Origin of the sequence: Shewanella sp. 4t3-1-2LB (assembly GCF_017368415.1) — a bacterium.
Taxonomy (GTDB): domain Bacteria; phylum Pseudomonadota; class Gammaproteobacteria; order Enterobacterales; family Shewanellaceae; genus Shewanella; species Shewanella fodinae.
Window position 1 is genome coordinate 58894 of the sequence record NZ_JAFNJD010000014.1, and the last position, 21705, is coordinate 80598.

At 48.2% G+C, this 21705-nt stretch carries 17 protein-coding genes; 12 read left to right on the top strand and 5 right to left on the bottom strand.

The window, feature by feature from the left end:
* Positions 1–19 precede the first annotated feature (19 nt).
* The 7 genes from J3L11_RS07365 (at position 20) to J3L11_RS07395 (ending at position 7382) form a co-directional block, all read left to right on the top strand.
* Complete coding sequence (locus J3L11_RS07365) at positions 20–349, top strand: YbaB/EbfC family nucleoid-associated protein (protein ID WP_133038692.1); 330 nt, start codon at positions 20–22, stop codon at positions 347–349.
* A 20-nt stretch (positions 350–369) separates the two neighbouring features.
* Positions 370–969: a recombination mediator RecR gene (recR, locus tag J3L11_RS07370; RefSeq protein WP_133038693.1), complete on the top strand. Its 600-nt coding sequence runs from the start codon at positions 370–372 to the stop codon at positions 967–969.
* A gap of 171 nt (positions 970–1140) precedes the next feature.
* Positions 1141–3054, top strand: coding sequence for a molecular chaperone HtpG (htpG, locus tag J3L11_RS07375; RefSeq protein WP_207570613.1), 1914 nt, complete (start codon positions 1141–1143; stop codon positions 3052–3054).
* A 103-nt stretch (positions 3055–3157) separates the two neighbouring features.
* Positions 3158–4003 carry a tetratricopeptide repeat protein gene (locus J3L11_RS07380; RefSeq protein ID WP_207570614.1) on the top strand — a complete coding sequence of 282 codons (846 nt, stop codon included), beginning with the start codon at positions 3158–3160 and terminating at the stop codon, positions 4001–4003.
* A 176-nt stretch (positions 4004–4179) separates the two neighbouring features.
* Complete coding sequence (gene adk, locus J3L11_RS07385) at positions 4180–4824, top strand: adenylate kinase (RefSeq protein ID WP_133038696.1); 645 nt, start codon at positions 4180–4182, stop codon at positions 4822–4824.
* A 78-nt stretch (positions 4825–4902) separates the two neighbouring features.
* Positions 4903–5931, top strand: coding sequence for a ferrochelatase (gene hemH, locus J3L11_RS07390; protein ID WP_229799917.1), 1029 nt, complete (start codon positions 4903–4905; stop codon positions 5929–5931).
* A 146-nt stretch (positions 5932–6077) separates the two neighbouring features.
* A complete protein-coding gene (locus tag J3L11_RS07395) occupies positions 6078–7382 on the top strand; it encodes an inosine/guanosine kinase (protein WP_133038697.1) in 1305 nt (434 codons plus the stop codon).
* A 51-nt stretch (positions 7383–7433) separates the two neighbouring features.
* Here J3L11_RS07395 and J3L11_RS07400 read toward each other — a convergent pair whose 3' ends face one another.
* Complete coding sequence (locus J3L11_RS07400) at positions 7434–8738, bottom strand: dicarboxylate/amino acid:cation symporter (RefSeq protein WP_207570615.1); 1305 nt, start codon at positions 8736–8738, stop codon at positions 7434–7436.
* Between the two features lie 210 nt (positions 8739–8948).
* Here J3L11_RS07400 and J3L11_RS07405 point away from each other — a divergent pair, with 210 nt between their 5' ends.
* Positions 8949–11378: an invasin domain 3-containing protein gene (locus J3L11_RS07405; protein ID WP_133038699.1), complete on the top strand. Its 2430-nt coding sequence runs from the start codon at positions 8949–8951 to the stop codon at positions 11376–11378.
* 315 nt (positions 11379–11693) lie between these two features.
* Here J3L11_RS07405 and astB read toward each other — a convergent pair whose 3' ends face one another.
* Positions 11694–13028, bottom strand: coding sequence for an N-succinylarginine dihydrolase (astB, locus tag J3L11_RS07410; RefSeq protein ID WP_189617397.1), 1335 nt, complete (start codon positions 13026–13028; stop codon positions 11694–11696).
* A 325-nt stretch (positions 13029–13353) separates the two neighbouring features.
* On the opposite strand from astB, the gene topA reads away from it, so the two are divergent.
* On the top strand, positions 13354–15984 hold the full coding sequence (gene topA / locus J3L11_RS07415) for a type I DNA topoisomerase (protein WP_207570616.1): 2631 nt from the start codon (positions 13354–13356) through the stop codon (positions 15982–15984).
* 49 nt (positions 15985–16033) lie between these two features.
* On the opposite strand, the gene J3L11_RS07420 is transcribed toward topA, so the two are convergent.
* Positions 16034–16810, bottom strand: a complete 777-nt coding sequence (locus J3L11_RS07420) for a hypothetical protein (RefSeq protein WP_133038702.1) — start codon at positions 16808–16810, stop codon at positions 16034–16036.
* A gap of 227 nt (positions 16811–17037) precedes the next feature.
* Between J3L11_RS07420 and cysB the strand changes: the two genes are divergently transcribed.
* Positions 17038–18012, top strand: coding sequence for an HTH-type transcriptional regulator CysB (gene cysB, locus J3L11_RS07425; protein WP_207570617.1), 975 nt, complete (start codon positions 17038–17040; stop codon positions 18010–18012).
* A gap of 92 nt (positions 18013–18104) precedes the next feature.
* On the opposite strand, the gene J3L11_RS07430 is transcribed toward cysB, so the two are convergent.
* The gene (locus J3L11_RS07430; RefSeq protein ID WP_207570618.1) at positions 18105–19481 is read right to left on the bottom strand and encodes an L-serine ammonia-lyase; all 1377 of its coding nucleotides are present in this window, start codon (positions 19479–19481) and stop codon (positions 18105–18107) included.
* Between the two features lie 286 nt (positions 19482–19767).
* Between J3L11_RS07430 and nagZ the strand changes: the two genes are divergently transcribed.
* Both nagZ and ycfP read left to right on the top strand, forming a co-directional pair.
* Positions 19768–20772: a beta-N-acetylhexosaminidase gene (gene nagZ / locus J3L11_RS07435; RefSeq protein WP_207570619.1), complete on the top strand. Its 1005-nt coding sequence runs from the start codon at positions 19768–19770 to the stop codon at positions 20770–20772.
* A gap of 81 nt (positions 20773–20853) precedes the next feature.
* Complete coding sequence (gene ycfP, locus J3L11_RS07440; protein WP_207570620.1) at positions 20854–21396, top strand: alpha/beta hydrolase YcfP; 543 nt, start codon at positions 20854–20856, stop codon at positions 21394–21396.
* A gap of 220 nt (positions 21397–21616) precedes the next feature.
* Here the strand turns inward: ycfP and J3L11_RS07445 are convergent.
* On the bottom strand, positions 21617–21705 hold an 89-nt coding region (locus J3L11_RS07445; protein ID WP_207570623.1), incomplete at its 5' end, for a transposase.

Sequence of the window (21705 nt, forward strand, 5' to 3'; positions counted from 1 at the left end):
TAATTGAAGAGATAACGTTATGTTTGGAAAAGGTGGAATGGGCAACCTGATGAAGCAGGCCCAAATGATGCAGGAACGTATGGCGAAAATGCAGGAAGAGATTGCCCGCATGGAAGTTACTGGTGAGTCAGGTGCCGGACTGGTGAAAGTGACAATGACTGGTAGCCATAATGTCCGCAAGGTTGACATCGATCCGAGTCTGTTGGAAGACGACAAAGAGATGCTGGAAGATCTTATCGCCGCAGCCTGCAATGATGCTGCACGTCGTGTAGAAGAAAACCAGAAAGAAAAAATGGCGCAAGTGACTGGTGGTATGCAATTACCACCAGGCATGAAATTGCCATTCTGATGCGCGTTGCGGATTAGACGATGAAATTCAGTCCATTGGTGGATGAGCTTATTCAGTCGCTACGTTGTTTACCTGGCGTTGGCCCCAAGTCGGCGCAGCGGATGGCATTTCAATTACTGGAACGGGATCGTAAATCTGGCCTGCAACTGGCTGACGCATTGGATAAAGCGATGAAGGATGTCGGTCATTGTCAGTCCTGTCGTACTTTTACCGAAGAATCGTTGTGCCCTATTTGTGGTAGCGCCAAACGCGGCCATGCCGATACCATCTGCGTGGTGGAAACGCCTGCAGACGTGCTGGCTATCGAGGCCGGAGGCCATTACAGCGGTCGTTATTTTGTTCTCCTAGGACATCTATCGCCTTTGGATGGTATCGGCCCGGAGGAACTGGGGTTAGCACTGTTGGAGCAGCATCTTGCAGGTGGTGAAATCAATGAGCTGATCTTGGCAACCAATCCTACGGTTGAAGGTGATGCCACGGCGCATTTCATTGCTGATATTGCCCATCGCTATCAAGTCAGTGTTAGCCGTATTGCCCATGGCGTGCCGGTGGGGGGGGAATTGGAATATGTTGACAGTACCACCCTGGCGTTGTCGTTTAATGGTCGGCTACCGCTGTAAACGCGTTTATTCTTGCTCCTATCTCAGCCTCGTTTAAGCGGGGCTGTGTTTTTTCAGGCAACGGCTTTTTATCGTTCAGCCCTTGAAAAAATATTCATGATCCCCACTTCAAGTAACAGTCCAATTTGGTGTGTTTTACCCATTAGTTAGCGATAAACGAAGGAACTATTCATGTCACAACAAGAAACTCTTGGTTTTCAAGCTGAAGTGAAACAGCTTTTGCATTTGATGATCCACTCTTTGTATTCCAACAAAGAGATTTTCTTGCGTGAACTGGTGTCAAATGCTGCCGATGCCGCTGATAAGCTGCGTTATCTGGCGTTGACAGATGATTCACTGTACGAAGGCGATGGCGAATTGCGGGTACGCATTACCACCGATAAAGAAAAAGGCACAGTGACTATCGATGATAATGGTATTGGTATGACCCGTGAGGGTGTGATTGAGCATTTGGGCACCATTGCCAAGTCTGGCACTGCTGAATTTTTCAAAAATCTGTCTGGCGATGCCGCCAAAGACTCACAGCTTATCGGTCAGTTTGGGGTAGGCTTTTACTCCGCTTTCATCGTGGCTGATAAGGTCACCGTTCGCACGCGTGCTGCGGGTGTAAAACCTGATGAAGCAGTGCAGTGGGAATCTAACGGTGAAGGCAGCTTTACCGTAGAAAACATTGTTAAACAAAACCGTGGCACTGAAATTACCCTTTACTTGCGTGAAGACGAGAAAGAGTTTGCCGATGATTGGCGTCTGAAATCCATTATCACCAAATACTCTGACCATATCTCCATCCCGGTTGAAATGTGGCAGGAAGGTACTGCGGAACATGATGGCCCAGATGGCGAGAAAATTCCGGCAACAGAAGGTCACTGGCAGGTGATGAATAAAGCCACAGCACTGTGGAACCGCAACAAGTCAGAGATCACCGATGAAGAGTATCAAGAGTTTTACAAACATATTTCCCATGATTTCAGTGACCCACTGCTGTGGAGCCATAACCGCGTAGAAGGAAAACAGGAATATACTAGTCTGTTGTATATCCCAGCTAAAGCGCCTTGGGATCTGTGGAATCGTGACTACAAACATGGCCTGAAGTTGTTTGTACAACGAGTGTTCATCATGGATGACGCAGAGCAGTTTATGCCGTCTTATCTGCGCTTTGTGAAAGGTTTGATCGATTCTAATGATTTGCCGCTGAACGTTTCCCGCGAAATTTTGCAAGACAACAAAGTCACTCAGGCACTGCGTAGTGCGTTGACCAAACGTGTGCTCAGTATGCTGGAAAAACTGGCGCAGGATGATACCGAAAAATATCAGCAGTTCTGGACTGAGTTTGGTCAGGTGTTGAAAGAAGGCCCAGCTGAAGACTGGAGCAATAAAGAACGTATTGCCGGCCTGCTGCGCTTTGCCTCGACCCACAATGACAGCGCAACGCAAGATGTGTCGTTGGATGCCTATATTGAGCGTATGAAAGCTGGGCAAACACACATCTACTACATCGTTGCTGACAGTTATCAGGCCGCTGCGCATAGTCCTCATCTGGAACAACTGCGTAAGAAAGATGTGGAAGTGTTGCTGTTGTCTGACCGTATTGATGAATGGCTGATCAGCCATCTGAATGAATACAAAGGCAAACAGTTGCATTCTGTGACCCGTGGCGATCTGGAACTGGGTGAGCTGGAAGATGCCGACGAGAAAGCAGAAAAGGAAAAGCTGGCGACAGAATCTGAGCCACTGGTAAAACGTATCAAGGATGCGCTGGGTGACAAGGTTACCGATGTGCGCATCACTACCCGCTTAACCGACACCCCAGCCTGTGTGGTGGTAGGTGAAGGCGAAATGTCGACGCAGATGATCAAACTGATGCAGGCCGCTGGGCAACCGGTGCCGGAAGTGAAACCGATTTTTGAAATCAATCCGGCGCATCCTCTGGTGAAACGTCTGAATGACGAGCAGGACGAAAGTCTTTTTGCCGACTGGAGCAATCTGTTGCTGCAACAGTCTCTGTTATCCGAAAAAGGCAGTTTGTCTGACCCTTCCACTTTCGTTGGTCTGGTCAACAAAATGCTGATGGATAGCGTGAAATAAGCTGGTTGAAAGGGGCCGCTCTGGCCCTTTTCTCATTATACTGGCGGGTGAAACAACCCGATTTTATGAATGACTGCCAGTGGATACGTCCGCGGCAATAACGATGGAAACTACTATGGAACTTACCCGCGACAATATTCAGCAAGTGGTAGAACTTTCCAATCAGCAACTGGTAGCCCTGGTATTCTGGGCGGAGCAGATGCCGGAAAGTAAAGCACTGCTGCAGACTATGGAACAGCTCATCGCGGCTTTCCCTGGTCAGTTGCAGTTGGCATCCGTTAACTGTGAAACACAGTTGGAGTTAGCGTCTTATTTCCAGATCCGTAGTCTGCCAACCACCTTGCTGCTGAGCCAAGGACAGCCGGTTGACGGATTTGCTGGTGTGCAGAGCCGCGAACAGATCCTCGCCATTTTGCAAAAGCATCTACCTGCCGCTTGGGAATTGAAGTTAAATGACGCCAAGGCGCTGTTGCAGCAAGGAGATGCCAATGCTGCGTTGCCATTATTTAAAGAGGCTTATGCGGAACAGGCGGAGGCGGCTGTTGCCTTGCCTTATGCTGAGGCGTGCTTGAAAACCGGAGATTTGGCAACCGCTAAAACGCTGTTGGCAACCATTAAACTGGCGGACCAAGACGGTTACTACAACTCTCTGATGTCACAGTTAGACTTGGCAGAGAAAGCCGCGGACACCCCAGAGATTCGTGCGCTTCAGCAAGCCTTGGATGCCGCGCCAGATGATGTGGAGCTGTTGCAAAAGTTGGCGACGGCATTGCACCAGGCACATCGAGATGAAGAAGCGCTGGCGCTGTTGTTTGCACCATTATCGCGCGATTTGAACATGGGAGATGGGGCGATAAAACAGCAATTGCTGACGTTATTATCTGCGCTGGGGCAGGGGAATGCCCTAGCAGGACAATATCGGCGTAAGTTATACAGCTTGCTGTATTAATTGCAGATATAGGCAAATTCTACTGCGCAGACAGCAGATTAGCAGGAGAATTTGCCAACTTTCGCTTACATTCGCTACGGCGAAGGTCGAAACCAAAAACCTTCTCAACGGTGCGCATTTATGCGAAGATCCCCGCCCTGACAAGAATTATAGATGCGAACAGAGGAATCTTTAATATGCGCATTATCCTATTGGGCGCCCCTGGTGCCGGTAAAGGTACCCAGGCTCAGTTCATCATGGAAAAGTATGGTATTCCACAGATCTCTACCGGCGATATGCTGCGTGCGGCGGTAAAAGCAGGTACTCCGCTGGGTTTGGAAGCGAAAAAAGTGATGGACGCCGGACAACTGGTGTCAGACGATCTGATCATTGAACTGGTGAAAGAACGTATTGCTCAAGACGATTGCGCTAACGGCTTTTTGCTGGATGGCTTCCCTCGCACAATTCCTCAGGCCGACGCGATGGTAAGTAACGGTATCAATATCGATCACGTCATTGAAATTGACGTACCGGATGAAGACATTGTTAAACGTATGAGTGGTCGCCGGGTACATCCTGGTTCAGGGCGAGTTTACCATGTGGTCTTCAATCCACCGAAAAATGTGGGCAAAGATGATGTCACTGGTGAAGATTTGGTGATCCGTCCTGACGATGAAGAAGCGACGGTGCGTAAACGCTTGGCTATCTATCATGAACAGACCGAACCATTGGTCAGTTACTACAGCGCAATGGCTGCTAAAGGAGACACTCAGTACAGCAAATTTGATGGTACCCAGAGTGTTGCCTCTGTCAGTGCTGCTATTGAGAAAGCATTGGCATAAGCTATCAATAAGGCCGATTCGCATAATTGGAAAAAGTCCGCAGTTGCGGACTTTTTTTATGTTTTAAGGGGTGTTACCTTGACGCCATGTTCTTTTTATCAGGAAGTTGCCGTGTCACATAGCCATCCACCTTTTGGCGTTTTACTGGTTAACCTAGGGACGCCAGCCGCGCCCACCAAAGACGCTGTTCGTGCGTTTTTAAAGCAGTTTTTGAGTGACCCTCGGGTGGTCGATCTGCCCGCCTGGCAATGGCAGCCGATTCTGCAGGGGATCATTCTTAATATTCGTCCTGCAAAAGTTGCCAAACTCTACCAGTCTATCTGGTGGCAAGAGGGCTCTCCTTTAATGGTGATCAGTCAGCGGCAACAACTGGCGCTGGCCAATCAATTGGCCTCAAGACTTGGCTTTGCCATCCCTGTGGCGCTAGGTATGAGCTACGGTCAGCCATCGCTGGCGGATGGTCTAGATGAGTTACAACGGGCAGGTGTCGATAAGGTGTTGGTGTTGCCATTGTACCCTCAATACTCTTGCTCTACCGTTGCCAGCGTTTTTGATGGTGTCGCCGCAGCATTGAAGCCTCGTCGTAATATTCCAGAACTGCGGATGGTCAAAGACTATCATGATCGGCCAGGATACATTGCTGCGTTGACCGAGAGTATCCGCAAACACTGGCAACAGTACGGCAAAGCAGAAAAACTGCTGTTTTCGTTTCATGGCGTGCCGGAGCGTTACATCAATGAAGGTGATCCTTATAAACAACATTGCCTAACAACCGCAGCGTTGGTCGCGCAGGCCCTGGCATTGCCAGAAGCTGAATGGCAAGTGTGTTTTCAGTCCCGCTTTGGCAAGGAGCCATGGTTGACACCCTATACCGATGAAACACTCGCTAGCTTACCCAGCAAAGGTGTGAAATCGGTTGATATCATCAGCCCAGCATTTGCTGCTGATTGTCTAGAAACGCTGGAAGAAATTGCGCAGGGTGGTAAGGAAACCTTTTTACATGCGGGAGGCGAGCAGTACCATTTTGTGCCATGCCTGAATGATGGTGAGCAACATATGGCATTTCTTGCCGACTTGGTGATCTCTCATGCCGAAAATTGGCGTTGATGGCGCTGGCGCGTCTTAGATGATGTGATAAAATTCGCACCAATTCAGCTGCCGCTAATACGCGGCAGTTTTACTTTCATCCCTAAATCACCGCCTCTGACGGTGGTGATTTTTTGGCTCGCTTGGCGAGAGCACTGAGAAGCATCATGAAGTTTCCTGGACAACGTAAATCCAAACATTATTTCCCGGTTATGAATCGAGACCCGTTATTGGCACAACTGACAATTCAGCCTGCGCCTGTAAACACTTGGATCTGCGGTATTGATCAGACTCTGGTCGATATAGAAGCTCAGGTGGATGAGCAACTGCTTGCCGATTATAGTCTGCCCAAAGGCAACTCTACCGTCATTGATGACACGACAGCACAGCGACTGTACCAGCAACTGCAGCAACAGCAGTTGATTACCGGCGAATTTGCCGGCGGTACGATTGGTAATACGGTACACAACTATTCGGTGCTGGCGGATGATCGCTCGGTATTATTTGGGGTAATGAGTAAGCAGATTGAAGTTGGCAGTTATGCCTACCGCTATTTGTGTCATACCTCATCGAAAGTTGATTTGGACTACCTACAACCGGTGAATGGCCCCATTGGCCGGTGTTTTACGCTGATCTCCGCTGAGGGCGAACGGACCTTTGCTATTAGCAAGGGGTCGATGGACAAACTGACCCCCGACCACATCAGCAAACCTTTGGTGCAAGGTGGCGCGGCGCTGGTACTGACGGCCTATTTGATGCGAGCGCGTAAGGAAGATGGTATTGCTGACGCCGCGATGCAGGCAATTGCATATGCCAAAGAGGCTGATGTGCCCGTTGTCCTGACACTTGGAACGCGCTTTCTGATCGAGGAAGACCCCAAGTTTTGGCAAAATTTTATCCGGGAACATGTCACCGTACTGGCAATGAATGAGGATGAGGGCGAGGCTTTAACGGGGTTTGACGATCCGCTACAGGCGTCAGAAAAGGCGTTGGAGTGGTGTGATATGGTGTTGACCACCGCCGGTGCTACCGGGCTTTATACTGCGGGATATGCTGAAGAATCTGAAAAGCGCGAAACTGCACATCTGTTGTTACCCGGTAGTATCCCTGAGTTTAACCGTTATGAGTTTTCCCGTCCGAAGCGCAAGCAAGATTGTGATAATCCTATCAAGGTGTTTGCGCATATCTCCCCTTATATGGGTGGGCCAGAAAAGATTCGTAATACTAACGGTGCTGGCGATGGCGCATTAGCAGCACTACTGCATGATTTGGCCGCTAATAACTATCATAAATCACGGGTTCCTGGTTCCATTAAGCATAAGCGCGGGGGACTGTGCTACTCCTCTTTTTCGCAGATCTGTAAATATGCCAACCGGGTAGCCTATGAAGTGCTAGCACAGAACAGCCCGCGCTTATCCCGCGGGTTACCGGAGCGCGAAGATAGCCTAGAAGAGGCTTACTGGGAACGTTAAGCGAGCATAAAAAAGGCGCTTAAAGCGCCTTTTTTATGCTTAGTGCAAGACTTACTTAGTATCTGATTTAGGCATAAAACTGCGAACCTTACCAGCATTGGTATCGTGATATGTTTCTGAATCAAATGCATTTTCGCTTTTGGCAACAATCATTGTCGCAACGCTGTCGCCGGTGATATTAACGGCGGTACGTACCATATCCAACAGACGATCCACCCCCAAGATCAAGGCGATCCCTTCAACTGGAAGTCCCACTTGCTTTAACACCATGGCCAGCATTACCAGACCGACTCCCGGAACCCCGGCAGTTCCAATCGATGCCAGTGTTGCCGTTACTACTACGGAAAAATAGTCTTGAATGGAAAGGTGAAAGCCATAAACCTGCGCAATAAAAACAGTCGCTACCCCTTGCATAATCGCCGTGCCATCCATATTGACCGTAGCCCCCAAAGGCAACGTAAATGAGGCGACCCGGTTATCAACACCCAGTCGGTGTTCAGCAGTTTCCATGTTGACTGGTAATGTGGCGTTGGAACTGGCAGTACTGAATGCAAACAACTGCGCATCACGCATCTTACGCATGAAAATCAGAGGGTTGAGGCCGGTAAACAGTTTAAGTAATGTCGGATATACCACAAACCCATGTAGCAACAGCACACCTAAAACCACACCGAAATATTTAAGTACATCTGCAAATGTGCCTAGTCCTAAGGTTAAGGCCAGTTTTCCCATCAATGCAAAAACACCATAAGGTGCCAGATACATTACCAGCGTGACTACTCGCATGATCACGTCATTAAGATCTTCAAACACGGCGGCCACTCGACGGCCTTTGTCACCGACATGAGATACAGCAAATCCAAAAATGACTGCAAAGATAATAATTTGCAGCATATTGCCGTCAGTCATCGCCTTGATGGGGTTAGTGGGTACGATGTTGATAATCACTTGCGCTAGACTAGGGGCATCTTTGGCATCGTATACCAGATTAGCTGTAGAAAGCGTGTTACTGCCTGGATGGATGATCACCGCGACAAAGATTGCCAGAACCAGCGCTATTGCCGTAGTAAAAAGATAGAAGGCCAAAGTTTTACCACCTAGTCGGCCCAGCTTCGAGGGCTCACTTAGTGAACTGGTGCCACATACCAGAGAGATAAACACCATCGGCACAACTAACATCTTAAGACAGTTGATGAATATGGTACCGATGACGTTCAACACCCCTTCAGTAATATATTCCTGCACAAACTGGCTGCCTGGAAACGCAATGCGCAATATCAGGCCAACAAAAATCCCTAGCGTCATCCCAATTAGGATTTTGCTGGTAAGCCCTAACTTCCTCTTCATAAACGCCATAATTATTCCTGTTAATTTATAGATTTTATTCTTGGCGGGTTAAGCCTATCAAGAAAGCATAATTCAGGGAACACAGAGGAACAGATATTGAAAGTAAATACACGTTTATAAAATGATAAAATTGAAATTATTGTGTGAATATTATGTTTACTCTAAGCTGTAGCGTATATGCGAGTCTTTAAGTTCATATGGACAACAAGGAGGCTGACAATGCAGTCAGCATTTAAGTTTTTTGGGGCGTTATTTTGCAGTTTTTTGTTGAGTGCCTGTGGTGGTGGCGGTAGTGCACTTTCTGATCCTGGTAACGGTCAGACACCTCCTTCAGGCAGCAATACTATCTCACTAACCATTTCCAACAGCGATATCAATGCTGAGACTCCAGCAACATTAACGGCTACAGTCAAAAATTCGCTTACAGGCCCGTTGGCTGGTGAATTGGTGACTTTTACTCTTAACAACAGCTCACTTGGCACATTTGTACCGGCTATCGGTACGGCACTCACAAACGCCAATGGTGTGGCGACTGTGACGCTCGCCACTTCTAATGTTGCTGGTGCGGGTACGGTTGAAGCATCCATAGCTTCAGGTGCTTCAGCAACAGTAGGGTTTACTATGGCGGGCGATGGGGGGGCGTCAACTGGCGGCCCTCAAGTGACATTGGCTTTAGTTGATGACATATCTTCTGAGAATCCTATAGATTCAATTACTACCCTAAATCCTGGCTATTTAGTGGCTAAAGTTTCTGGACTCACTAAACCAACCATAGTGCAATTCACAAGTTCTAGGGGGGAAATTCCAATCGATACTGCGGTAACCGAGAATGGTAAAGCTTATGTGCAGATTTTGGCAGGAGCTCAACCAGGGGCCGGTGTTGCGACCGCTACCATACTCTCTGGTGAATCTGTTGATTTAGTCTTTAAAGTGGGTGCTACCGATGTGTTGATGGGAAGTGGTGCACCCTTTCAGAGTGGTGTGGCTTCAGTCACTCCTGCAGTGGTGTCTGCGGGAGGAACAGCCAGTGTATCTGTCTCTATCCAAGATGCTTCGGGGAATCCTTTTACAGAGCCTGTTGAGGTGAAATTTAGCTCTCTGTGTGCCGCAAAATCGACACCGGAAGCCGAATTTAGCACCCCCGTCATTGCTGTAAACGGTGTTGCAACCAGTACATATTTGGCAAAAGGTTGTGTAGGCGATGACAACATAAACGTGAGTGCTAATGTTGGCGGCAAAGCACTAACCGCCAAAGGTGTTGTCAATGTCCTATCCGCGAGTGTCGGCAGTATTTCCTTTTTAGATGCGACTCCTGAAAATATCAAACTTAAAGGTACGGGTGGTACAGAATCTTCTACTTTAAGATTTAAAGTGCTAGATAAAAATGGAAACCCCGTAAGTAATCAGAGCGTTACATTTTCGACTAATACCAATGTCGGAGGGATTGAACTCAATCCTTTAACCGCGACAACTAACTCTCAGGGCATTGCGCAAACCGTGGTGAATTCAGGTACAGTTTCAACTTCGGTAAGAGTTACAGCGGTTGTCGATGGGAGTTATCCTGAAATATCTTCTCAGTCAAATTTGCTAGTGATTTCAACCGGGTTACCTGATCAGGACAGCTTTTCATTATCTGCGGATATCCTCAATCCAGAGGGCTGGGATTATGATGGCACTCCGGTCACTATCACCGCAAGACTCTCCGATGCGTTTAATAACCCGGTTCCAGATGGAACTGCCGTTTCATTTACTACTGAAGGTGGTTCAATAGAGCCTTCCTGCGTTACTTCTAATGGTACTTGTTCTGTTAAGTGGACTAGCCAAAATCCTCGCCCTGCAGGTGATACACTTACCGCACAAGGCAAAGAGCCATCAGAAACTGCTGAGTTAGGACAACCATATGGTGGCCGTGTAACTGTCCTCGCAACCGCTATAGGTGAAGAGTCTTTCCCTGATATTAATGGAAACGGCAGATTTGATTACGCAGAGTTACAAGCGTTCCGCAGTCAAACTGATGTATCAGGACACTCCTATGATTTAGGCGAGGCCTTTGTCGACTACAATGAAGACGGGGTATATGACCTGAGTGCACCAGGAGCTAAACAGGAGACATTTGTCGACTTTAACAATAACCAGACATACGATACTGCTGATACCTTGTATAACGGGAGTCTGTGCCAGTTAGACGCAAACAACGAACCTCACGCAGGATGCGCTGCAACGCGTTCGTTAAATGTAAGAGCGTCTCTGGTGCTGGTGATGTCAGGCAGCGATGCTTTTTCTTCAACACCGCTAATTGTCGATAGCTGTACTGACAATCCCGCGATTAGTGACCCATGTGATGGACTTAATGATAATCGGGTGATTGATATCATTGGCAAATCTACAGGCGGCGTGAGCGTGATCCTCGGTGATTTACATAATCAACCACTCCCGGCTGGTAGCAAAATCACCTTCAAACCATCTGCCGGCAGTATTGTCAGCAGAGATTCATTTGTTGTTAGTTCCACTAATGAAAATAGATCTGTTGAATATAGTGTTGTAATTAAAGGCGCTGACCAAGCAGATGCTGGATCATTAGTTATTGAAGTTGAAACACTTAAAGGCGATATAACTCAGGTAGCTACCATTCCCATCGTTATTCATTAATTTGGTAGTTTACAAAGGACGGGGGCGCTGCTCGCCCCCTTGTTTTTTCTGTTAACTCTCCGCCACATATGGAATGGGGGAGCGTTCGAGAGGGGTTTGCGAGATGGCTCGTGATAGGTATTTCATTTCGTTTGTCACTAGCAAATTGTAGTGGATAAGGAAAAATATGCTGTGGCAGAACACCAGTGGTTACGTCAAATTGATGGGGAAAACGATTTGAGCTGAAAATAATTTAACTCAAACCTAATCTGATGACGGCTCCAGAAAACCGTATATCTGTCAAATCAGGTCTGAGCTAACAGTTTAGTTAAATAATTACTGCTGAAACGGATAGATACTGCCAAGTTTCAGTAATTGTGTAAGCTCATCTAGCGCAGTTCTTGATTCCATTAATAACTGGGGATCTGCCAAATCGGCGACCACTAAGCGGTCACGATAGTGGCGGTCGACCCATAGATTTAACTTGTCAAACAGTGTATCGGTCAGCAAAACCTGTTGATTAATGGCCGCCAGCTCAACATCACTCATGGCGACTCGCAATCGCAAACAAGCTGGCCCACCGCCGTTATGCATACTTTGTTTTACGTCGAAGTAATGGATCTGTTTGATAGGCGTATCCATCGTCAGCAACTCATCTAAATAGGCCTTAACGCGTGGATTTTCTGCACAATCTGTCGGCGCAATTAACGCCATCTCTCCTTGCGATATCGTCACCAACTGAGTATTAAACAGGTACGTCGCTACCGCATCTTGAATACTGACTTGATGACTCGGAACCTCAATAAGATGCAATGTTCCCGGTAATTTTGCGCGTAATTCCGCTAATTTTTTCTTGCTGTCCCAGAAGGCTTGTTCATGGAAAAACAGCACATTCTGATTACCTACAGCGATAACATCGTTGTGGAACACCCCTTGATCAATGACGGCCGGGTTTTGTTGAATAAAAACCGTATTGTCGTCATCTAACCGGTGTAGTCTGGCGATAGCTGCTGAAGCTTCCAGCGTCTGCCGCGCGGGATATTTCTGGGGTCTAGGTGCTTGTTTATCAATCACCGAATACCCATATACAAAAATTTCAACTCCGGCCTGGTCATACGCTTGACACAGTCGGGTGTGATTCGCCGCACCCTCATCGCCCAAGGTGGCATGTGCGGGTAGCGTTTGATGATGGGTAAAATAGCGACTATCAGCAAAGATAGCCTTGAGAATATTGGCCGTTGTCTGTGGCTCTAGGCTGCGATGCAACTTATCGACAAGATTGGCTGGGGTAAAGTGGATTTTGCCGTCATGGGTGTCGGCACTCGGCGATACCGTGGCGGCATTGGCCGTCCACATGCTGGAAGCGCTGGCACAAGCCTGCAATAGCTCGGGGGCTTGTTTGGCGGCTTTTTGCAATACATCGGCATCGGTGCCAGAGAATCCTAGACGACGTAGCGTGTGTACATCGGGACGCTCCTGTGGCGCTAACACGCCTTGTATCAGCCCCATGTCGGCCAAAGATTTGGCTTTCTTCAACCCCTGTTTAGCAGCTGCTTTAGGGTTAGATGGTTGGGTGGCGTGGCTCTGTGAGGCCACATTGCCAAAGGAGAGTCCGGCATAGTTGTGGGTCGGGCCGACCAAACCATCAAAATTGGCTTCAAATTGTTTCATGGCGATTCCTGTTGCTGTGATGCAGGGCGTCATTGTAAAAGTCTGAATGCCAGTATACTGATGTCCGCTCTGCTCACAACCTGTGCCAATACAATAGAGAAAGCGGTTTATTGTCACAATTGCATAACTATTGCTTGATTGAGCGCAGAATATGAAATATTAGTTTTTAATAACGCAACATTATTTCTTTAAAATATTTTTTCCTTGCTTAAAAAGTGAGTCGCTGTTGCACATAAAACGGGGATTGACTTGCAAGTCGATAGACAACCCTCTATATATGAGGGCAATTTTTACCTTTCAGAGATCTTTTGGCGCGAATCACACTATGGGAAAATCGCTAGTTATTGTCGAATCGCCGGCTAAAGCCAAGACTATTAACAAATATCTTGGTAAAGAATTCATCGTTAAGTCGAGCGTTGGTCATATCCGGGACCTGCCGACTTCCTCTTCTGCCGAGCCGAATGGCAAGACTAAGTCCGTTGCAGATGTGCGTAAGATGTCGCCGGAGGAAAAGGCCGATTACAAAAAGCAGAAGGAGCATTCCGCACTGGTGTCTCGTATGGGGGTAGACCCCGAGCACGGCTGGAAAGCAAACTATCAGATCTTACCTGGCAAAGAGAAAGTCGTTAAAGAGCTTAAGTCGCTGGCAGAAGCCGCGGATGAAATCTATCTCGCTACCGACTTGGATCGCGAAGGGGAGGCGATTGCTTGGCATCTGCAACAGGTGATTGGTGGTGATAAGACCCGTTTTAAGCGCGTAGTATTTAACGAAATTACTAAAAGCGCGATTAAAGAGGCCTTTAGTCATCCCGGTGAGCTCAACAACAACATGGTTAATGCGCAACAAGCGCGCCGTTTTCTGGACCGAGTTGTGGGGTTCATGGTTTCTCCATTGCTGTGGAAAAAAGTGGCGCGGGGGTTGTCTGCCGGACGCGTACAATCAGTCGCTGTACGGCTGGTGGTAGAACGCGAAACGGAAATTAAGGCCTTTGTTCCAGAAGAATTCTGGGATGTGCATGCCAATATGACAACCCTTGCGGCGCAACCGTTGGCGTTGGAAGTTGTGAAGCAAGGGGATCAAGAGTTTTCTCCGCGTAACCAAGCCGAAGCAATGGCGGCGGTCAAATTGCTGGAACGCGCTGCTTATCGGGTTGTCTCCCGAGAAGTTAAGGCCACACAGAGCAAGGCGAGTGCCCCCTTTATCACATCCACCCTACAGCAGGCCGCAAGTACTCGCTTGGGGTTTGGTGTTAAAAAGACCATGATGTTGGCGCAGCGTTTGTACGAAGCCGGTTACATTACCTACATGCGTACCGATTCGACTAACCTCAGCCAAGAAGCGTTAGAGAGCGTGCGCACTATGATCGCCAAAGAATTTGGCGAAAATTATCTGCCAGCAACGCCTAACCATTATGGCAACAAAGAAGGGGCTCAGGAGGCACATGAGGCCATTCGTCCGTCAGATGTAAAAGTCCATGCTGCAACATTGACAGACATGGAACGCGATGCCCAGCGTCTGTATGAGTTGATTTGGCGCCAGTTTGTTTCCTGTCAGATGACTCCCGCACAATATGATGCCACGCGCTTAACCGTTTCCGCGGGTGATTTTGAACTTCGTGCTACCGGCCGCACCCTCAAGTTTGACGGTTGGACACGGGTACAACCTGCACTGAAAAAGAAAAATGAGGAAGAGGTCACTCTGCCTTACGTGGCTGAAGGCGATGAACTGTCGCTGCAATCACTCAAACCTAAACAACATTTCACTAAACCCCCGGCTCGTTACAGCGAAGCCTCATTGGTTAAAGAGTTGGAAAAACGCGGTATTGGCCGTCCCTCTACCTATGCCACCATTATTTCCACCATTCAGGAACGTGGCTACGTAAGGGTGGAAAATCGTCGTTTCTTTGCTGAAAAGATGGGTGAGATTGTCAGTAATCGTTTGTTAGAAAATTTCTCTGACCTGATGAGTTACGACTTTACCGCAGAGATGGAGCAAACGCTCGATAACGTTGCGCAGGGACAGTTGGAATGGAAAAAGGTACTCGATAGTTTTTATAAAGGGTTCAGTCACACGCTGGAGAAAGCTGAGTTACCAGCGGAAGAGGGCGGTATGCGCCCTAACCAGATGATTTTAACTGATATCAAGTGCCCCACCTGCGGTAGGCCGATGGGGATCCGCACCGGGTCAACAGGGGTGTTCCTCGGTTGTTCAGGGTATGAGCTGCCGCCGAAAGAACGCTGCAAAACCACGCTTAACCTGACCCCGGGCGAAGAAGCTATCAGTGACGGCGAAGATGCAGAAACTGAAGCGCTACGGGCGAAACATCGTTGTAAACTCTGTGGTACGGCGATGGATAGTTACTTGCTAGATGAAACGCGCAAACTGCACGTGTGCGGTAACAACCCGAGTTGCCCTGGCTATGAAATTGAACATGGTCATTTCAAGATTAAGGGCTATGAAGGTCCAGTCATTGAGTGTGATCGTTGTGGCGCTAATATGGAGCTGAAAAACGGGCGTTTTGGTAAATATTTCGGTTGTGTTAATCCCGAGTGTAAAAACACCCGTAAGTTGCTGAAAAATGGTGAGGCCGCACCACCTAAAGAAGATCCTATCCATTTGCCAGAACTCAAATGCAGTAAATCTGATGGATATTTTGTGTTGCGCGATGGCGCAACAGGGGTATTCCTGGCTGCCAGCACTTTCCCTAAGTCACGGGAAACCAGAGCACCTTTAGTGGCGGAGTTAGTAAAATATCGTGATTTGCTGTGGCCAAAATATTTGTATTTGGCTGATGCGCCTGTGGTCGACGATGATGGCCATCCAACAGTGGTGAAATTTAGTCGCAAGACCAAGGAGCAGTATGTTGCCAGTGAAGTTAACGGTAAAGCGACCGGTTGGGCAGCTTACTATGTTGATGGCAAATGGCAGGTGAATAGCCCCAAAAAGAAAGCCTAAACGTTTCACGGATATTAACAAAACGCCCTGCATTGCAGGGCGTTGCTTTTTACCATTTCTTCTTCGGTTGGAACAACACGTCGATATCGTCTTCTTCTTTTGGCTTGGGAGCACTGGGCTGTGCCATTTTTACTGCCCCGTTGATCTCTTCCAGCAGTTGTTTGGCTTCTTCCACCTTACGGGTAATAAAGGGGTCTCCCGGGGTTTGCCCTTTAATGGTATTCAGCGTGCCTAACGCTTTAGTTACCATCTGCCTTGATGAGCCGTACTGTTTCATATAGCAAGCGCTGCGAGCGCGGGACATCATGCTGTCGACGTTAATTCTCAACTGCAAACTGTTGATGCGGTTTTCTTCATTGGAAAATACCACAGGATCCATTTTCCCTTTATTATGCTCATCGCGAATGATTGCTTTCAGCTTTTTAAGGGTCTGTACCAGTACGAGAATTTGCCGGTCATTATCAGGTAGCCGAAAGTTTTCAATGGAAGGTTGTTGCGGGGGACTTTTCTGCAGATTGTTGATCATGCTGTCTAAGTCGATGACGCGACGCTCATAATCTGCACGCTGTGAGGCATTACAGAGCATCATTGCTTGCTGCGCCGCTTCCTTAATCCTTTTGTATAGTGCCAGATTAATATGGCTGGTACAGGGAAACATGCCGGTGTTGGCTAATACTTCCTCTGTTTCCTCCAGAATGGCTCGCTGACGAGTCAGTTCGGTTCGTCGCAACGCTTCAGCGCGCTGTTTTTGCTGTTGCAGGGCGTTAATCCCTATCACCAACAGCAGCAGCGCACCGATCAGCACCAGTACTAGGATAAATGCCATAGTTGTTCCGATAATTTATAATTTTGTTAATGCTACAATAAATCAACAAACTAGCCTAGTTATCATAGCCTAGCTTAATGACAGTGTCGTAGATCTTGGACAGGAAAATCATTATATTCCTGTTTGATTTAGTTATAACGTTGTACTATAACATTTGATTATAGTTAAGCGGTATTCAACCTCTCATTCTGTCACTGTGCGGTACAGAAATTCAAGGATTTATCAACATGAAGCTGCAGCAATTGCGCTATATTGCCGAAGTGGTTAACCATAACCTGAATGTTTCTGCCACCGCTGAAAATCTTTACACGTCACAGCCTGGGATCAGCAAACAGGTGCGTATGCTGGAGGATGAGTTAGGCATTCAGATTTTTGGCCGCAGCGGCAAGCATCTGACCCATGTGACGCCCGCTGGTGAACAGGTCATCCGTATTGCCAATGACATTCTCGGGAAAGTTGAAAGTATCAAAAAGGTATCAGAAGAGTACACCAAGCCAGATCAGGGTGACCTTAACTTGGCAACCACTGATACCCAAGCCCGTTACGCCTTACCGAAGATCATCCAGCAGTTTATTGCGCGTTACCCCAAAGTTAACCTGCATATGCATCAGGGCAGCCCGGCGCAGATCAGTGAGTCTGCGGCCCACGGCATTGCTGATTTTGCTATTGCCACGGAAGCGATGCATCTGTATACCGACTTAATCATGTTGCCATGCTATCACTGGAATCGTTCGGTGGTAGTACAGAAGAACCATCCTCTGGCGTCACGCAGTCATATCACTATTGAAGAGTTAGGGCGGTTTCCGTTAGTCACCTATGTGTTTGGGTTTGACAAAGCATCAGAAATTGAAAAAGGCTTTAAGCGAGCGGGCATTGAACCGCGGGTGGTCTTCAGTGCTACCAGTGCTGATGTGCTGAAAACCTATGTCCGTTTGGGATTAGGTGTGGGCATTATCGCTTCCATGGCGGTAGATCCGGTGATTGACAGTGATTTGGTGGCAATTGATGCCAGCCACTTGTTTGCCCATAGCACCACTAAGATTGGCTTCCGCAAAGGTAACTTCTTGAGAGGATATATGTATGATTTTATTAGCCATTTTGCACCTCATTTGACTCGAGATGTAGTGGAAAAAGCCGAAGCGCTAAAAGATGCGCAACTGATTGAAGAGATGTTCGCTAACATAGAGCTGCCTGTGCGCTAAGTTTAACGGTTAAGCAAACGTAATAAGGCCAGCTACTGGAGCTGGCCTGAAAACTGTCAACCTATCTTAGGACGGGACAAGCGGATAGCGCATCAACATTCCACAATATTAACGGCAAGTCCGCCTCTGGCAGTTTCCTTATACTTGCTACGCATATCTTTGCCAGTATCCATCATGGTCTTAATCACTTTATCCAGTGACACCTTATGATTTCCATCCCCACGCAGTGCCAGTCGTGATGCGTTAATGGCTTTGACTGCCCCCATGGCATTACGCTCAATGCAAGGCACTTGAACTAAGCCACCTACGGGATCGCAGGTCAGACCAAGGTTATGTTCCATCCCAATTTCGGCGGCATTTTCTACATGTTCCACAGTGCCACCCATAATTTCGGTCAGTGCTGCTGCAGCCATGGAACAGGCAACGCCCACTTCTCCTTGACAACCTACTTCGGCACCGGAGATAGAGGCATTTTTCTTGTAGAGGATGCCAATCGCCGCCGCCGTCAGCAAAAAGCGCGCACAGCTATCTTCGTCAACTGGCTCAACAAAGGTGTCGTAATAGCATAGCACCGCCGGGATGATCCCCGCCGCGCCATTGGTTGGCGCCGTGACCACGCGCTCTCCGGCAGCATTTTGTTCGTTAACTGCCATCGCGAATAGGTCTACCCAGTCCATCGCATTTAATGGGTCTATGGTATTTTTGCTTTCGGCTTTGAGGCGACGATACAGGGCGGGGGCACGGCGGCGTAGCTTCAGTCCACCGGGCAGAATGCCTTCCTTGCGACACCCTTTCTCAACACAGTGTTTCATCGTCTGCCAGATATGCCACAGTTTTGCCTTAACCTCGGCTTCTGGTCGCATCGTCAGTTCGTTAGTCAGCATCAGCGATGAGATACTCAGACCGTTATCCAGACATAAATTCACTAACTGACTGGCACTATCAAAGTCATAAGGGACTTTGGTCAATGGCGTAGCTGGTGAAGCATCCTGCTGCTGAATTTCCTCCTCGTTGAGGATAAAACCGCCACCCACGGAATAATAGGTTCGCTGGCACAAACAAGTACCATCTTGCCATGCGGAAAGGGTCATCGCATTGGCATGGGCTGGCAGGGTTTTACGCCGGTGATAGGTAATGCCAGCTTCGCGGGTAAATTTGACATGGCGACCATCGGCCAGTTGTAACAATTCGCTATCATTTACCTGTTGCAGAATGGCATCAACTCCGTCGGTATCAACCGTTTCGGGATCTTCACCCATTAAACCGAGAATGACGGCTTTCCCCGTACCATGGCCTTTACCCGTCTGTCCCAAAGAGCCAAACAGTTCTGCCCGCAGTTCATCGGTTGTGGTTAACAGGCCTTCACGGTCGAGTCTTTCGATAAAGAATTTGCCCGCTTTCATCGGCCCCACGGTATGGGAGCTAGACGGACCGATACCAATTTTGAACATGTCGAATACGCTGATCATGTAATAAACCCTGATAGTGCTCGCTATTGTTGTACTTCCTGCGTGCCACACTCGCACCCAGTGAAATTTACAGGTAATCTTGGCAGCAATGCTGACCAGATATTAGCTTCAGTATCCCACACTTTCCGGCAGCTATATCATTAGTTATTTTTATCATTGTAGATTCGCATTAGCTGTTTTAGGGTTACTTATAATTACGTTGGGTATTGAGTATAGTCAGAGACTGGCTGAATATCCTGCATATAGGGATTGCACCCACACAGAATAAATTTAATAAGGAAAATGCATGAGTTATCTGATGCTGGATGTGGCCGGAACCCAGTTACAAGGGGATGAATTCGAAGTGCTGCAGCACCCTGCTGTTGGCGGATTGATCCTGTTTAGCCGCAATTATCAGAGCCGCGAACAATTAATTGAACTGGTGCGTTCCGTTAGACAATTGCGGCCGGAACTGATCATTGCCGTCGATCACGAGGGCGGTCGAGTGCAGCGTTTTCGTGACGGATTTAGTCAGATCCCGGCCATGGGCAATATTCTGCCTGCCGCCCAAGATATGACACAAGCGCTCAACTGGGCGAAAGAACTCGGTTTTCTGATGGCAGTAGAGCTATTGGCCTGCGATATTGACTTGAGTTTTGCTCCGGTACTGGACTTGGATGGCATCAGCGAAGTGATAGGTAAACGTGCTTTTGCCAGCGATGCGGCGACTGTTACTGCATTGGCACGCAGTTTTGTTGCTGGAATGCAGGACTCCGGGATGGCCGCCGTAGGGAAGCACTTCCCCGGACATGGCAGTGTCGCTGCCGATACTCACCATGCTCAGGCCGTTGATAATCGAGCGTTGTCGGAGATTGCAGCCAACGATCTGCAGCCTTTTAAAACACTGATTGCCGAAGGCGCGTTACAGGGCATTATGCCCGCGCATGTGATTTACCCACAGGCGGACGCTAAGCCTGCTGGCTTTTCTCATTTTTGGTTGCAGCAAGTGTTACGGCAACATTTGCAGTTCAACGGCGTCATTTTTTCCGATGACCTCGGGATGAAGGGCGCGGCGTTTGCTGGGGATTTTCGGCAACGGGCAACAGCCGCTATTGCTGCTGGCTGTGATATGGTACTGGTGTGTAATGAACCGGAGGGGGCCAGAACGCTGCTGCAAGACTTTGTTTGGCCAGTGTCAGCGAATGATATGCTGGCGCGTCTGAGGCCGGACCAAGGGCGGCTGCTTGATGCCTTGCAAAATGAATCGCGCTGGCTGAGTGCATCGGCATTGGCGGCGAGGCTTCATCCCTAATAATTTGACCTGGCACAAGAAAAGTTGCACAAAGATTAGTTAGTTTGAATACAGCACATGCCTGCATAGGGAACAGCAACAATGATTTTGTATCTACACGGCTTTGACGCGACCAGTCCCGGCAATTATGAAAAAGTCAGACAGTTGCAGTTTATTGATGATGATGTGCGACTGCTGAGTTACAGCACACTATATCCCAAACATGATATGCAGCATTTGTTGAACGAAGTATGCAAACAGCTGAAGTTGACAGATGATAAACAGCCCTTGCTGCTAGGTGTTGGATTGGGCGGGTTTTGGGCGGAACGCATTGGCTTTTTGGCGGGGATTAAAACCGTGCTGGTCAATCCTAATCTCTGGCCTGAAGAAAACATGCCTGGGAAAATTGACCGACCAGAAGAATATGTGGACATCGCTCAAAAATGCGTTAAGGATTTTCGCAGCAAAAATCGCGGACGGGCATTGTGTCTGTTATCTGTTCACGACGAAGTGCTGGACAGTCGCCGCAGCGATGCGCTGTTGCGACAGTATTACGAGGTGATCTGGGATAAACAGCAATCACATAAGTTTCCGTCACTCTCCAGTCACATGGTCGCCATCAAGGCTTTCAAGAAGCAGCCGTGAGTGGTGACATTAGAGCCTCAAATCGTGAGTGACCACTAGTCCCATCGTCACTAAGTGACCGATTTTGCCTGTTTAACGGGTAGCGGTGTTCACAATTTGTCATCCATCACTTTTTGACTTTGCTTTTTTTCAATCGGAGTGCTTGATTTATCGGGTCGCGCGGAAAACCTCGCCGTTCAGGGCGAGGATGAATAGCGCAACGGCGAAGCCGTTTTGAGGGCTACGTCGGAGTTTGTTGCTGCTCAATATACTGCCGGATGATCTCAATTGGTGCACCACCACAACTGCCCGCAAAATAACTGGGAGACC

Bases quoted from the DNA above. Each gene is read 5' to 3' on its own strand.
- J3L11_RS07365 (WP_133038692.1), top strand. From the start codon at position 20: ATGTTTGGAAAAGGTGGAATGGGCAACCTGATGAAGCAGGCCCAAATG.
- recR (WP_133038693.1), top strand. From the start codon at position 370: ATGAAATTCAGTCCATTGGTGGATGAGCTTATTCAGTCGCTACGTTGT.
- htpG (WP_207570613.1), top strand. From the start codon at position 1,141: ATGTCACAACAAGAAACTCTTGGTTTTCAAGCTGAAGTGAAACAGCTT.
- J3L11_RS07380 (WP_207570614.1), top strand. From the start codon at position 3,158: ATGGAAACTACTATGGAACTTACCCGCGACAATATTCAGCAAGTGGTA.
- adk (WP_133038696.1), top strand. From the start codon at position 4,180: ATGCGCATTATCCTATTGGGCGCCCCTGGTGCCGGTAAAGGTACCCAG.
- J3L11_RS07395 (WP_133038697.1), top strand. From the start codon at position 6,078: ATGAAGTTTCCTGGACAACGTAAATCCAAACATTATTTCCCGGTTATG.
- J3L11_RS07400 (WP_207570615.1), bottom strand. From the start codon at position 8,738: ATGGCGTTTATGAAGAGGAAGTTAGGGCTTACCAGCAAAATCCTAATT.
- J3L11_RS07405 (WP_133038699.1), top strand. From the start codon at position 8,949: ATGCAGTCAGCATTTAAGTTTTTTGGGGCGTTATTTTGCAGTTTTTTG.
- astB (WP_189617397.1), bottom strand. From the start codon at position 13,028: ATGAAACAATTTGAAGCCAATTTTGATGGTTTGGTCGGCCCGACCCAC.
- topA (WP_207570616.1), top strand. From the start codon at position 13,354: ATGGGAAAATCGCTAGTTATTGTCGAATCGCCGGCTAAAGCCAAGACT.
- J3L11_RS07420 (WP_133038702.1), bottom strand. From the start codon at position 16,810: ATGGCATTTATCCTAGTACTGGTGCTGATCGGTGCGCTGCTGCTGTTG.
- cysB (WP_207570617.1), top strand. From the start codon at position 17,038: ATGAAGCTGCAGCAATTGCGCTATATTGCCGAAGTGGTTAACCATAAC.
- J3L11_RS07430 (WP_207570618.1), bottom strand. From the start codon at position 19,481: ATGATCAGCGTATTCGACATGTTCAAAATTGGTATCGGTCCGTCTAGC.
- nagZ (WP_207570619.1), top strand. From the start codon at position 19,768: ATGAGTTATCTGATGCTGGATGTGGCCGGAACCCAGTTACAAGGGGAT.
- ycfP (WP_207570620.1), top strand. From the start codon at position 20,854: ATGATTTTGTATCTACACGGCTTTGACGCGACCAGTCCCGGCAATTAT.